The sequence below is a fragment of the Arthrobacter sp. UYEF20 genome, from assembly GCF_040546335.1.
Lineage (GTDB): Bacteria > Actinomycetota > Actinomycetes > Actinomycetales > Micrococcaceae > Arthrobacter.
Map to the genome: position 1 here is coordinate 186,644 of NZ_JBEPNP010000002.1, position 12,933 is coordinate 199,576.

10 protein-coding genes, 1 tRNA gene and 1 pseudogene are annotated in these 12,933 nt (G+C 67.8%); 6 read left to right on the forward strand and 6 right to left on the reverse strand.

Annotated features, from left to right (window positions below; genetic code table 11):
* Nucleotides 1–76 precede the first annotated feature (76 nt).
* Both ABIB26_RS03345 and ABIB26_RS03350 read right to left on the reverse strand, forming a co-directional pair.
* Nucleotides 77–355: pseudogene (locus ABIB26_RS03345) on the reverse strand (protealysin inhibitor emfourin); the annotation flags it as partial.
* A gap of 27 nt (nt 356–382) precedes the next feature.
* On the reverse strand, nt 383–1,441 hold the full coding sequence (locus tag ABIB26_RS03350; protein WP_354239575.1) for a M4 family metallopeptidase: 1,059 nt from the start codon (nt 1,439–1,441) through the stop codon (nt 383–385).
* A 191-nt stretch (nt 1,442–1,632) separates the two neighbouring features.
* Between ABIB26_RS03350 and ABIB26_RS03355 the strand changes: the two genes are divergently transcribed.
* Nucleotides 1,633–2,610: a cation diffusion facilitator family transporter gene (locus ABIB26_RS03355; RefSeq protein WP_354239577.1), complete on the forward strand. Its 978-nt coding sequence runs from the start codon at nt 1,633–1,635 to the stop codon at nt 2,608–2,610.
* A 79-nt stretch (nt 2,611–2,689) separates the two neighbouring features.
* Here ABIB26_RS03355 and ABIB26_RS03360 read toward each other — a convergent pair.
* The 4 genes from ABIB26_RS03360 to ABIB26_RS03375 all read right to left on the reverse strand — a co-directional run bounded on the left by ABIB26_RS03360 (nt 2,690) and on the right by ABIB26_RS03375 (nt 5,831).
* Nucleotides 2,690–2,762, reverse strand: a tRNA-Arg gene (locus ABIB26_RS03360).
* Between the two features lie 170 nt (nt 2,763–2,932).
* Nucleotides 2,933–4,468 carry an FAD-dependent oxidoreductase gene (locus ABIB26_RS03365; RefSeq protein WP_354239579.1) on the reverse strand — a complete coding sequence of 512 codons (1,536 nt, stop codon included), beginning with the start codon at nt 4,466–4,468 and terminating at the stop codon, nt 2,933–2,935.
* The gene (locus ABIB26_RS03370) at nt 4,465–5,349 is read right to left on the reverse strand and encodes an FAD:protein FMN transferase (protein WP_354239581.1); all 885 of its coding nucleotides are present in this window, start codon (nt 5,347–5,349) and stop codon (nt 4,465–4,467) included. The genes ABIB26_RS03365 and ABIB26_RS03370 overlap by 4 nt, the downstream gene beginning before the upstream one ends.
* 32 nt (nt 5,350–5,381) lie before the next feature.
* A complete protein-coding gene (locus ABIB26_RS03375; RefSeq protein WP_354239583.1) occupies nt 5,382–5,831 on the reverse strand; it encodes an FMN-binding protein in 450 nt (149 codons plus the stop codon).
* Between the two features lie 226 nt (nt 5,832–6,057).
* On the opposite strand from ABIB26_RS03375, the gene argS reads away from it, so the two are divergent.
* From argS to thrB, 5 genes are read left to right on the forward strand one after another with little or no spacing between them, the layout of a single operon-like run.
* On the forward strand, nt 6,058–7,722 hold the full coding sequence (argS, locus tag ABIB26_RS03380; RefSeq protein WP_354239585.1) for an arginine--tRNA ligase: 1,665 nt from the start codon (nt 6,058–6,060) through the stop codon (nt 7,720–7,722).
* Nucleotides 7,723–7,727: 5 nt separating this feature from the next.
* On the forward strand, nt 7,728–9,239 hold the full coding sequence (lysA, locus tag ABIB26_RS03385) for a diaminopimelate decarboxylase (RefSeq protein WP_354239587.1): 1,512 nt from the start codon (nt 7,728–7,730) through the stop codon (nt 9,237–9,239).
* On the forward strand, nt 9,240–10,568 hold the full coding sequence (locus ABIB26_RS03390) for a homoserine dehydrogenase (protein ID WP_354239589.1): 1,329 nt from the start codon (nt 9,240–9,242) through the stop codon (nt 10,566–10,568). It abuts the gene before it with no gap.
* Entirely contained in the window at nt 10,569–11,675 is a 1,107-nt protein-coding gene (gene thrC, locus ABIB26_RS03395; RefSeq protein ID WP_354239591.1) for a threonine synthase, read from the forward strand.
* 2 nt (nt 11,676–11,677) lie between these two features.
* Nucleotides 11,678–12,664: a homoserine kinase gene (gene thrB / locus ABIB26_RS03400; RefSeq protein WP_354239593.1), complete on the forward strand. Its 987-nt coding sequence runs from the start codon at nt 11,678–11,680 to the stop codon at nt 12,662–12,664.
* Nucleotides 12,665–12,933 lie beyond the last annotated feature (269 nt).

Here is a 12,933-nt window from a genome sequence, read left to right on the forward strand (position 1 = left end):
GCGGGAGGCCGGCCGGCGGCGTCACGCCGCCCGGCTCTTCGGGTACTGACTCGTCGGGTTTTGACTTGTCGGGTACTGACTCCGCCGCCGCCCGGGTGTGGTCCACGAGTTCCCGCCACGGACCCGTGACGGCCTGCTCCGGCAAAGTGGCCCGCAGTTGGCCGGCACGGATGCTGTACAGGAAGCGGTCCGGCTGAGCGCCGGCGGCCGCCCGGGCGGTCTTCGGGGCTTCGTCCCAGGGGCAGGCCTCAACGAGCGGCTGCCAGAAGTCCTTGTCATCCGGGGGCGTGGCCAGCACCGACCAGGTCCGCTTCATTCCGGCAAAGCCGCCGCTGCGCTGGACGGTGATTTTCATGCGGCTCGGATCTTCTTGAGACGTGCTTCATCGTCTGATTCCGGAGAGCTTTACCTTCACAGTTTCCCACGCGGACAGCACGGCGTCATGCTCCGCGGATTCTGCTCCAAAGAGTTCCCTGGCGGACGCCGCGGTGGCCCGCGCGAAGGCGCCAAACGTTGCATTCGCGGCCAGCTTCCCTCCCGTCAGCGTCTCATACCAGATCTGGGCGGGCGCGTCCCACGCGTTGCCGCCAAGCTCCGTGGCCATCAGGCAGAACGCGCGGTTGGGGATGCCTGAATTGATGTGCACGCCGCCGTTGTCGGCCCTCGTCTGAACGTAGCCGTCCATCGAGTCCGGCTGCGGGTCCTTGCCGAGCACATCGTCGTCGTACGCCGTGCCCGGAGCCTTCATGGAACGCAAGGCCCTGCCCTGGACCTGGTCCGTGAACAGACCCTCGCCGATCAGCCAGCTGGCCTCAGCGGTGGACTGCTTCTTCACATACTGCTCAACGAGTGCTCCGAAGACATCGGACATTGATTCGTTCAGGGCGCCCGCCTGGTTCCGGTACGCCAGACCGGCCGAATACTGGGTCACGCCGTGGGCGAGTTCGTGGCCGATCACGCTCAGCGACTTCGTGAACCGCTGGAAAACCTGGCCGTCACCGTCGCCGAAAACCATCTGCCGGCCGTCCCAGAATGCGTTGTCATACAGGTTGCCGTAGTGGACCGTGGCATCAAGGTGGAGGCCCTTGCCGTCAATGGAATTGCGGCCGAACGCCTCGGCATAGAGCCGGTGGGTATGGCCCAGCCCGTCATAGGCCTCGTCGGCTGCCGGATCGCCGGTGGGTGGTTCCCCCTCCTTGCGCACCACACTGCCGGGCAACTGTTCGGCGAACTTGGCGTCGTAAACCGTCCGCTCTGGCGGGGACGGCTTGAGGTCCCGCATGCCGGGGGGAACTACGGGGGAGGGGACTGCCCTGGACGCCTGGAAGCTCTGGACGTGCAGCAGTGCTTCCCGGGCCGCACGCGCAGCCTCGGAGAGCCGTGGTTCACGCTGCGCCGCCAGGCGGCGGAGCAGGTAGGGAGGGACGATGGAACAGTACATGTGAGACCCCTTTTGTGCTTCGGCGGAGTCCTGACGCGGTAGGCAACCGGCACTGAGCCCCGCCGCCCACCGGCCGCCGGAACCCCGCTGCCGATGCTGACAGCCTACGAGGGGGCACCGACATTTGGCAGGACCGACTCTCTTCCGGCCAAAGCGGGCTATCGGACCGATATTTCTGTACCGTGGCTTCCATGGACCCCTTAAGCAAGGGAAAGAAAAGCGGCTCGACGCTGCTGACGGTGGTCATCGCCTTTGTGGCGAATTTTCTGGTGGCCGGTTCGAAGACCGTGGCCGCCCTGATCACCGGCTCCGCGTCCATGACCGCGGAGGCAGCGCACTCGTGGGCAGACACCGGAAACCAGGTCTTCCTGTTTGTGGCCGAACGGAAATCGGCCAGGAAACGGGACAAGAGCCATCCCCTGGGCTACGGCAGGGAAGCCTACGTCTGGTCCATGTTTGCCGCCTTCGGGCTCTTTACGGCAGGCGCGGTGGTCTCGATCATGCACGGAATCCAAGAACTCGTCACCCCGGAGCCGGCCGGGGAGTTCCACGTCGCCTACATTGTCCTGGCCCTTGCCTTCGTGCTGGAAGGCATTTCCTTCGCGCAGGCCTTCCGGCAGACGCGCCGGGCGGCGCGCGAGCTGGAACGCGACACGCTCGAACAGGTGCTCATCAGCTCAGACCCCACCCTGCGCGCCGTTTTTGCCGAGGACGCCGCGGCGTTGATAGGCCTCGTCCTGGCTTTCCTGGGAGTGCTGCTGCATCAGCTCACCGGCTCGGCCGTCCCGGACGCGGTGGGATCGATCGCCGTCGGCATCCTGCTGGCGGTGGTCGCCGTCGTGCTGATCGACCGCAACCGCCGCTTCCTGGTGGGGCAGGGCGTGACTGCGGACATCGAGCAGTCGATGGGCCAGCGGCTGCTGGAAAATCCCGGGATCGAACGGATCACGTACCTGCATCTGGAGTTTGTCGGGCCCCGCAAGCTGTACCTTGTTGCGGCCGTGGATCTGCGGGGCGACCGGCCCGAGCACGAGGTTGCCGTAGCCTTGCGCCGCATTGAACGCGAACTTGAGGACTATGAAACGGTCGAGGAAGCGGTGCTGACGCTGGCCACAGCCGATGAGCCGGCCTTGGAGTTCCGGGCCGAAGGCCGCCCGCTCCGGTCCTGATGGTCCTGACGTCCCGGATGCAAAGAACCCCGCCGCTTCACTGAAACGACGGGGTTCTTGCTGTGTTGCCTGGATTCTGTGCCCTCGATTGGAATCGAACCAACGACCTTCTGCTCCGGAGGCAGACGCTCTATCCCCTGAGCTACGAGGGCAATTCAGGGATCCTGCCGTTACCGGCGGGACGTCCTAGAGCTTAGCAGGAAGGTGGGCTCCAAGGGAAAATCGCCGCGCCCGGCGACGCCTGACGCGCCAATCGACGCGCCCGGCGACGCGCTGCCCGGCACCTGCCTGCCGACGCGCTCAGTACCCGGTAAAGACGCGCTCAGTACCCGGTAAAGGAGTCCGAATGGATCCTCCGCGCCCCGGCACCCCGCGCGGCGGCGCGGAGCGAGCGGACGCTGCCCGGCGAGCCGGACACGAAAACGTCCCGGCCGGCAATGTCCGGGACCAGTTCCTTGAGGATGGCGCTGTCGATCCGTGCCCTGCCCGCATCCTGCATAAAGGCCGGGGGCGGGGAGCCGTCCGCGAGCCTGGCCACGACGCGGGCGCCGGAGCCTTCGAGCTCCTGCGCGTAGGCGAGCTCGGCCGCATTCCTTGCCAGATACAGCAGGATGACATCCCGGTCCGTGGCGGAGCCTGCGGCCAGTTGGGCCAGATACGGCGTGATGCCGATCCCGGCCGCTATCAGCAGCACGGGCGCGCCTGACTTCCGGGGCAGGACAAAATCGCCGCCCACGGCGGTGCCGGTCAGTTCGTCGCCGGGTTCCAGGGCCAGCAGCGTGCGCTTCGCCGAGGACAGCGGTTCGGCCGTCCCCACCCCGATCGTCAGGACACGGGACTCCGGCGGGCTGGTGAGGCTGAAGACGCGCCGCAGCCCTTTTCCGTCGGACTTTTCGTGCGGCAGGTGCAGTTCCATGTACTGGCCTGGGCTGTAGCGGACGGGACGCTCGGGCTGGAAGCGGAATTCCGTCGTCGTCGGCGTCAGCGGCCGGGAGCCCTGGAAGTGGAGGTGGACCCGGCCGCGCTGGCCTGCCGCGAAGGCGAGGGCGTTCCCCACCAGCAGCGCCAGCTCGGGGGAGTTGGCGACGAAGCCGAGGTTGTAGGGGATCGCGAACAGGAGCCCGACGACGGCGGCCAGCGCCAGCTGCTGCCAGCGGCGCGGCGGCAGCGTGAGCGGCTCGATGAGCATGAACCCGACGAAGAAGAGCACCGGGCGCTGGGCGAGCGGCTGCCACAGCGCCTCGCCGATAGCCGAACCGGCCCGGAGCAGTTCGGCCACGACGATGGACACGGCGACCACCGTGAACACGGCGGCCATCAGCAGCTTCCGCACCCGGTACAGCACCAGGAGCACACCCGGCAGCAGGAGCCAGAGCATGGCAGGCGTGGCGGCCCACCAGGTGGCGATGTTGAGCCCGGTCAGCCCGGTGATGAAGACGCCGGCCGCCGCCGGATTGAAGATATGGCGGCCGCGCCAGGCCAGCGCGTACTTGGACGCCGAGGCCAGTACACAGGCCAGCGCAACCCCGGCCAGATCCGTCAGCTGCAACCCGGCGGAGAACTGCGTGGGCCAGAACAGGAAGTACAGCAGCAGGCCCGTGATCAGGGACGACTCGCTATGCGGATGCACATGGAAGAGGGCGGCCAGCAGCCGGTTGGAGCCGTACGTCAGTCCGAGGCACAGCGCGAGGTGCGCCAGCATCTCCGGCAGCCCGAAGGTCAGCCAGCCGAGCACGTTCAGCAGCATGCTGTAGACCGCGAGCACGGCGAGGACCCACAGCACCAGCCGGTACATCGTGAAGCGGCCCAGCGCAGAGTCCAGCCGCGAGCCGATGGGAGTGGAGATAACGGCAGTCATGAGAAAAGCACCCCTTCAAAGTCGGTCGAATACTCGGCGTGGCCGTCCGTGTAGACGGTCAGCCAGGAAAAATCGAACTCTTCCCGCAACCGGGCTCCTTCGACGAAAAACAGGGCCGTGGCCAGCGCGTCAGCGACCATTGCGGTCCCGGCCATGGCCCAGCTGGCCACGACGGTCCGCACCGGGGCCCCCGTGCTGCCGTCCAGAACGTGGTGCAGCCCGTCGCCCCAGGCCCGCCGGTTGGCGGCGGACGCGCACAGGGCGCCGGCACCGAGGCTGATCATGCCGATCGCCCGGGAAGAGTCGTAGGGATGTTCCAGGGCCACCTCGACCGGGGCCGTACCGGGGTCCGGAGCGGAGTTCAACAGGTCCCCGCTGGCATCGATGAAATGCTCGCCGATCCCGCCCGCGAGGAGCTCGGCGGAGAGCAGATCAGCCAGCTGCCCCTTGCCTGCCGCTCCGACGTCAATCACCACGGGCTTGCTGGTGGTCAGCACCGTCCCGTCCCAGTCCAGCACGTCTTCCCAGCGCGGGGCTGGAAGCGGGGGTCCGGCGGGGCGGAGGGAGTACGCGGCGTCGTAGCCGAGCTGTTCGAGGCTGCCGCCGATCAGCGGGGTCATGGCGCCATTGCTGAGCCGGTACAACGTCCCGTAGAGCGGGCCGAGGGCAGCGGCCCCCGCGGGCAGCTGAAAGCTCCCCGGCTGCCGGGCTGCCCCGGCGACGAGCGAGTCCGGCCGGAAACGGGACCAGGCGGCGTCGTAATCCGCTACGACCTCAAGCAGGCGACGGCGGTGCCTGCCGGGGAGCGGGGAGGGCGTGGAAATCTCCCAACGGGTACCGATCCCGTCGAAGCTGAATTCCGTCCAGCCCGGATGCGGCACGTTGCCTCCCTTACCGCCCGGCTGCCGGGCCTCTACTGGGCATCGGCCTTGATCTTTTCCACGGCCTGGTTGAAGCCGCCGCTTGTCAGCGAGGAACCGGCCACCTTGGAGACCTTGATCTCATCGAGCTTCTTACCGACGATCTGGGACTTGATGCCGCCGGCGAACTCGCCCTGGAACTTCTTGGTGTTGGAGTTGGAGGGATGCGTGGTGATCGTGACATCGGACACAGCCCCGCCGGCCAGCGTCAGTTTCACACCCACCGTCTCGGTGCCGTTCGGCGACACGTAGTTGCCGTCGGCGGAGTAGATCCCGTCCTTGTAGCTGCCGGTGCCGGTCCCGGCGGCGGGCGCGGACGTCGCGGCCGGGGCAGCGCCCTGGGCGGCCGTGCCCTGGCCGCCCGGTGCGCAGCCGGCTGCGGTCCCGGCCAGGGACAGGCCGGCAATGCCGACAAGGACGCTTTTACGGAGAGGGATATTCATGCCGCGGCTCGTTTCAGGTGTTGATCGGATGGGGCGGTGACTCAATGCGGTGACTCAAGGCGGTGACAGACTCAAAACGGTGACACCGGCGAAAACGTTCCCCTCAGCGTAATGGTTCACTGCGGGGCATCGCTGGGAAAACCCTGGCCTTTTCCCGGCCATCGCCCGGGCGGTCACGCCGGACGCCAAATTCCGCCACACTGCGGGCCACGGGTAGGCTGGAACTGTGACCCCAGAAGAACTCTCCCTCGCCATTTCCGCCTGCCTGAAGGACGCCGTCGCCGCCGGCGAAATCGGGCTGTCCGCATCCGAGGTCCCGGATGAGGTGCGCGTGGAGCGGCCGAAGAACCGGGAGCACGGGGACTGGGCCACGAACATCGCCCTCCAGCTGGCCAAGAAGGCAGGCACGAACCCGCGGGAGTTCGCGTCCGTCCTCAGCGCCCGGCTGAAGTCCATCGACGGCGTGTCCGCCGTCGACATCGCCGGACCGGGCTTCCTGAACATCACGGTGGACGCAGGGGCCGCCGGCGCCCTCGCCAGGGCAATCGTCGAAGCGGGAACGGCGTACGGCACCAACACGGCGCTCGCAGGCCACACCGTCAACATGGAGTTTGTCTCCGCCAACCCCACCGGGCCGCTGCACATCGGCCACACCCGCTGGGCCGCCCTGGGCGACTCGATCGCCCGCGTGCTCCGGGCCTCCGGTGCCGATGTCACGGCCGAGTACTACATCAACGACGCCGGATCGCAGATGAACGTCTTCGCCCACTCCGTGCTGTCCAGGCTGCACGGCCGCGGCGTGCCGGAGGGCGGCTACCCGGGCGAGTACATCGCGGACCTGGGCCATGAGGTGCTGACGCAGCACCCGGGCATCCGGGAACTCACCGACGTGGCGGCGCTGCCGGTCATCAGGGGCGCGGCCTACAAGGCGCAGCTGCACGACATCCAGCAGACGCTCGCCGAGTTCGGCGTCGACTTCGACGTGTACTTCTCCGAGCAGGAACTCCACGACGCCGGAGCGATCGAGGACGCCGTGGCGCGGCTCCGCGAGCAGGGCCACGTCTACGACGACGGCGGCGCCGTCTGGCTGCGCACCACGGACTTCGGCGACGACAAGGACCGCGTGATGATCCGCGCCAACGGCGAGCCGACCTACTTTGCCGCCGACGCCGCGTACTACCTGTCCAAGAAGGACCGCGGCTACACCGAGAAGATCTACCTGCTCGGCGCCGACCACCACGGCTACATCCACCGGCTCAAGGCCATCGCCGCTGCCGCCGGCGACGATCCCGAGGTCAACATCGAAGTCCTGATCGGCCAGCTGGTCTCCGTCAACGGCGCCAAGCTGTCCAAGCGCGCCGGCAACATCATCGAGCTCAAGGACCTCATCTCCTGGCTCGGCAAGGACGCCGTCCGCTACTCGCTGGCCCGCTTCCCGGCCGACTCGCCGCTGACCCTGGACCCCGAGCTGCTCAAGAAGCACAGCAACGAGAACCCGGTGTTCTATGTCCAGTACGCGCACGCCCGGTCCCGCGGCACGGCCCGCAACGCGGTGGCCGCCGGCGTGGAGCGCCGTGTTGACGGCAGAGACAGCTTCGACGCGTCGCTGCTGGATGACCCGACCGAAAACGAGCTGCTCTCCTTCCTGGGCAGCTATCCCTCGATCGTGGCCAGGGCCGCCGAGCTGCGCGAGCCGCACCGCGTGGCCCGCCACCTGGAGGTCATTGCCGGGGCCTACCACCGCTGGTACGACGCCTGCCGCGTGGCGCCGCAGGGCGAGGAGCCCATCACCGACGTGAACCGTACCCGGCTGTGGCTCAACGACGCCACGAGCCAGGTGCTGGCCAACGGACTGGAACTGCTGGGCGTCTCGGCGCCGGAACGGATGTAACCGCCATGACCGCAACCTCATCAAACACGGCCAACCCGCCCAGCCCAGCTGGCGCGGCCTCCCCGCTTGCCCCGGAGTGGCTGCAGGTCCCCGCGGACCTGAACGCCCTGCATGAGCCACTGTGGGCTGCCGGCGCCGCCCGGAACGACGACGGCGAACTCGCCCTCGACGGCGTTCCGGTCAGCGAGCTCCAGCGCCAGTTCGGGACGCCGCTGTTCGTCATGAGTGAGAACGACTTCCGGGCCCGGGCCCGCGCCTTCTCCGACGCGTTCAACGACGCCTTCGCCGACATCTGCGGCGGAGTGGACGTCTACTACGCCGGGAAATCCTTCCTGTGCACCACCGTGGTCCGCTGGGTGGAGGAAGAGGGTCTGCGCCTGGACACCGCGTCCGGCGGGGAACTCGCCGTCGCGGCACGTGCCGGTATTCCCGGCGCCGACGTCGCGCTGCACGGCAACAACAAGTCCGACGCCGAGATCCACCGTGCCCTGGACATGAAACTGGGCCGGATCGTCGTGGACAGCCTCGTGGAGCTCGACCGCGTTGCCACGATCGCCGCAGCCCGGGGCGAAACCGCCAAGGTGTTGCTGCGGCTCACCCCCGGCGTGCACGCCCACACGCACGAGTTCATCGCCACGGCGCATGAGGACCAGAAGTTCGGCCTGTCCATGGCCGGGGACTCCACGGAGCAGGCCGGCCTGTCCGCGGCCGAGGAGGCCGTGGCTGCGGCGTCGGGCTACGGGAGCGTTGAACTCCTGGGCCTGCACTGCCACATCGGCTCGCAGATCTTCGAGCCGGACGGCTTCGCCCTCGCCGCGGAGAAGCTGCTGGACTTCCTTGCCGCGATGCAGGCCAAATACTCCATCGTGCTCCCGGAACTGGACCTGGGCGGCGGCTACGGCATCGCCTACACTCCCGCGGACGCGCCTCGGCCGGCCGCCGAGATCGCCCAGGCGATGGCCGCCGTCGTCCGCTCCAAATGTGCCGAGCTGGGCATCACCGCCCCGCGGATCTCGATCGAACCGGGCCGCGCGATCGTGGGCAGCACCACCTTCACCCTGTACGAGGTCGGCACCCTCAAGACCGTACGGGTCGACGCGCCGTCCGTTGGAGCGGCCGGCACCGCCGAAGGAGAGCCGGAAAACGTTACGTACCCGCGCCGGTATGTGTCGGTGGACGGCGGCATGAGCGACAACGCCCGTCCGGTGCTGTACGACGCGGATTACTCGGCAATTCTGGCCTCCCGGACCTCCGACGCGGCCCCGCAGCTGTCCCGAGTGGTGGGCAAACATTGCGAGAGCGGCGACATAGTTGTTAGAGATGTATATCTGCCCGAGGACGTGGCAGCCGGTGATCTGCTCGCCGTACCGGGGACCGGCGCCTACTGCTGGGCCCTGTCAAGCAACTACAACTATCTGGCCCGGCCGGGCGTTGTCGCTGTGCGCGACGGGTCTACCCGGCTCATTGTCCGCGGGGAAACCGAACAAGATCTGCTGAACCGCGACATGGGAGTCTGAATGACCGAATTGCGAACCCTGAAAGTAGCACTGCTGGGCTGTGGCAACGTTGGGTCCCAGGTTGCGCGCATTCTCCTTGACGACGCCGAGTCGCTGGCCTCCCGCACCGGGGCCCGCCTGGTACTGAGCGGCATCGCCGTCCGGAACCTCGATGCGCCGCGCGACGTCGAACTGCCGCACGAGCTGTTCACCACCGACGCCGAGACCCTGGTCAAGGACGCCGACCTGGTGATCGAGCTGATGGGCGGCATCGAGCCTGCCCGCACCCTGATCCTCACCGCGATCCGCCACGGAGCCTCCGTGGTCACCGGCAACAAGGCCCTGCTGGCACAGGACGGCCCCACCCTCTACGAGGAAGCGGACAAGGCTGGAGTGCAGCTGTCCTACGAGGCGGCCGTGGCCGGAGCGATCCCCATCCTGCGCCCCATCCGGGACAGCCTGTCCGGTGACCGGATCACCCGGGTGCTCGGAATCGTCAACGGCACCACCAACTTCATCCTGGACCAGATGGACTCCACCGGGGCGCAGTTCGCCGATGCCCTGGCCGAGGCCCAGCGCCTGGGCTACGCGGAAGCGGATCCGACGGCCGACGTCGAGGGCCATGACGCCGCCGCGAAGGCCGCCATCCTCGCCTCGCTGTCCTTCCACACCCGCTTCGCCCTGGAAGACGTGTACTGCGAGGGCATCAGCTCGGTCAGCGCGGCGGACATTGCCGCCGCGAAGGACGCCGGGTTTGTGATCAAGCTGCTCGCGATCGCCGAGAAACTCACCGCCGCAGGCACGGACACAGTTGGTGCCGCCGGCGTCTCCGTGCGCGTGCACCCCACCCTGCTGCCGCGCGACCACCCCCTCGCCGCCGTCCGCGGCGCGTTCAACGCCGTCTTCATCGAAGCCGAAAACGCCGGCGAGCTGATGTTCTACGGCCAGGGCGCCGGCGGCACCCCGACGGCGTCAGCCGTGATGGGCGACCTCGTGTCCGCCGCCCGCCGGCTGGTCCTCGGCGGCCCCGGCCGCACCGAAACCACCACCGGCCACGTCCCCGCCCTGCCCATCGACGCCGCCGTCACGAGCTACTACATCGGCCTCGACGTCGCGGACCAGCCCGGCGTGCTGGCCCGGATCGCCCAGCTCTTCGCGGAGCACGGCGTCTCCATTGAAATCATGCGGCAGACCATCCACCGCGATGCCGACTCCAAGGTCGAATCGGCAGAACTGCGGATCGTCACGCACCGTGCAAGCGAGGCTGCACTGGCAGCCACCGTCGAGGCCGTGAAGGGCCTGGACGTTATCAATTCCGTTACATCCGTACTGCGGGTAGAAGGAGTCTAAGTGGCTCACCAATGGCGCGGTGTCATCCGCGAATACGCTGAACGTCTGCCTGTCACCGAGGCCACGAAGGTCATCACCCTGGGCGAGGGCGGCACCCCGCTGGTGCACGCCCGGCACCTCTCCGAGCTGACCGGCAGCGCCGTCTACCTCAAGGTCGAGGGCATGAACCCGACAGGTTCCTTCAAGGACCGCGGCATGACCATGGCCATGACGGCCGCGGTTGCGGCCGGCGCCAAGGCCGTCGTGTGCGCCTCCACCGGAAACACCTCCGCCTCCGCCGCGGCCTATGCGACGGCGGCCGGACTCCAGTGCGCAGTGCTGGTGCCCGAAGGCAAGATCTCCATGGGCAAGCTGAGCCAGGCGATCGCGCACGGAGCCACGCTGCTGCAGGTCGACGGCAACTTCGACGTCTGCCTGGACATCGCCCGCAAGCTGGGGGAGTCCTACCCGGTGTTCCTGGTCAACTCCGTCAACCCGGCGCGGATCGAAGGGCAGAAGACCGGCGCTTTCGAGATTGTCGACTGCCTCGGCGACGCCCCCGACTACCACATCCTCCCGGTGGGCAACGCGGGCAACATCAGCGCGTACTGGAAGGGCTACAAGGAGTACTCGGCGCCCTTCGAGTCCGCCACGGCCGGCACCCTGGCCCCCGTGGCCACTAGGACTCCGGTGATGTGGGGCTTCCAGGCCGCCGGCGCGGCACCGTTCGTCGCCGGCCATCCCATCACCGAACCCGACACCATCGCGACGGCGATCCGGATCGGCAACCCCGCGTCCTGGGACACCGCTATTGCAGCGAGGGACGAGTCCGGTGGCGTGATCGAGGCCGTGACGGACGAGGAAATCCTGTCAGCGCACCGCTGGCTGTCCGCCCGCGAAGGCGTCTTCGTGGAGCCCGGCTCCGCCGCCGGAGTTGCGGGACTGATCAAGAAGCACGCCGCCGGGGAAGTCCCCGCCGGGAAGACGATCGTCATCACCGTTACCGGGCACGGCCTGAAGGACCCGCAGTGGGCCCTCCGGACCGAGGACGGCAGCGAGGTGGAGCCCGTCAAGGTCTCCAACGACGTCGTCACGGTGGCCACAGCGCTGGGACTGGAAGAAAAATAGCCTTGGAAACCACACTCACCGTCCCGGCCGAGTCTCCCGCCGACGCGCCAGCGGTACCGGCCGGCCAGCTGGTGACCGTACGGGTGCCGGCCACCAGCGCCAACCTGGGGCCCGGCTACGACAGCCTGGGACTGGCGCTGTCCTTGCACGACACCCTGACGGTGGAAACGCTGGCCAGCGGTGAGCTGGAGTTCGAACTTCGCGGCGAGGGCGCGGAAACGTTGCCGCGGGACGCGAGCCACCTCGTGGTCAAGGCCATCACCGAGGCCCTGCACCGCCTGGGCTACCGGCACGAAGGACTGCGGATCACAGCCGACAATGTCAATCCGCACGGCCGCGGGTTGGGCTCTTCCGCTTCCGCCGTGGTCGCGGCGGTGACGGCTGCGAACGCGCTGGTCCCCGTGGCGTCCCGGCGCACCAAGGACTGGATCCTGCAGCTGACGAGCGAAATGGAAGGCCATCCGGACAACGTCGCACCCGCCATATTCGGCGGACTGGCGCTGTCGTGGCAGGACAGTGACCAGTACAGCAGCACGTGCGCAACTGTGGTTGAGTCGGTGATTCCCGTCGTCGCCGTTCCGGATTTTGAGCTCTCCACGGAGGCGGCACGTGCGTTGTTGCCGGCCTCGGTGGGCCACCACGCCGCGGCCATGAATTCGGGCCGGGCGGCCCTGCTGATCCATGCGCTGACGCAAAAGCCCGAATTCCTGCTGCCGGGCACGGAAGATTACCTGCACCAGAGCTACCGTGCCCAGGCGATGAGGCCCAGCGCCGGGCTGATCGAAGCCCTGCGCCACGCCGGCCACGCCGCCGTCGTCTCCGGCGCGGGACCCACGGTGCTGGTCCTTGCCAACGGGGAAGCGGAAGCCGGGACGATCGTCGACTTCATCGGCTCTTATGCCGCGGGCAACACGCCGGAGGTCGCTTGGCGTGTGATGAAGCTGGCCGTGGACGTCGAAGGTGCTAAAGTGGAAGTGCACCGGCGGTAATCACGCAGGCGGTATATCAGCAACTGTGCATAAGACCGCGATGTTGGCCAAGTTGCCTCTCTCATCTTTCACTGCGCAATGCTCTCCGGTGCCACCTGCTTTTGGTCTGACGCAGGATTCAGCGGATTTCTCTGCACCCCTGAAATGTCAGCCCGCCGTTCCTTAATTTCGGAACGCGCCAGGTGTAACGCACTATCCGGCCTTGCTGGCCGATATCCATCCGGCAGGGCCGAAATCCCGGCTGCAGATCTGAACTGCAGCCCAGATCA

Bases quoted from the DNA above. Each gene is read 5' to 3' on its own strand.
- lysA (WP_354239587.1), top strand. From the start codon at position 7,728: ATGACCGCAACCTCATCAAACACGGCCAACCCGCCCAGCCCAGCTGGC.
- ABIB26_RS03365 (WP_354239579.1), bottom strand. From the start codon at position 4,468: ATGACTGCCGTTATCTCCACTCCCATCGGCTCGCGGCTGGACTCTGCG.
- ABIB26_RS03390 (WP_354239589.1), top strand. From the start codon at position 9,240: ATGACCGAATTGCGAACCCTGAAAGTAGCACTGCTGGGCTGTGGCAAC.
- ABIB26_RS03350 (WP_354239575.1), bottom strand. From the start codon at position 1,441: ATGTACTGTTCCATCGTCCCTCCCTACCTGCTCCGCCGCCTGGCGGCG.
- ABIB26_RS03355 (WP_354239577.1), top strand. From the start codon at position 1,633: ATGGACCCCTTAAGCAAGGGAAAGAAAAGCGGCTCGACGCTGCTGACG.
- ABIB26_RS03375 (WP_354239583.1), bottom strand. From the start codon at position 5,831: ATGAATATCCCTCTCCGTAAAAGCGTCCTTGTCGGCATTGCCGGCCTG.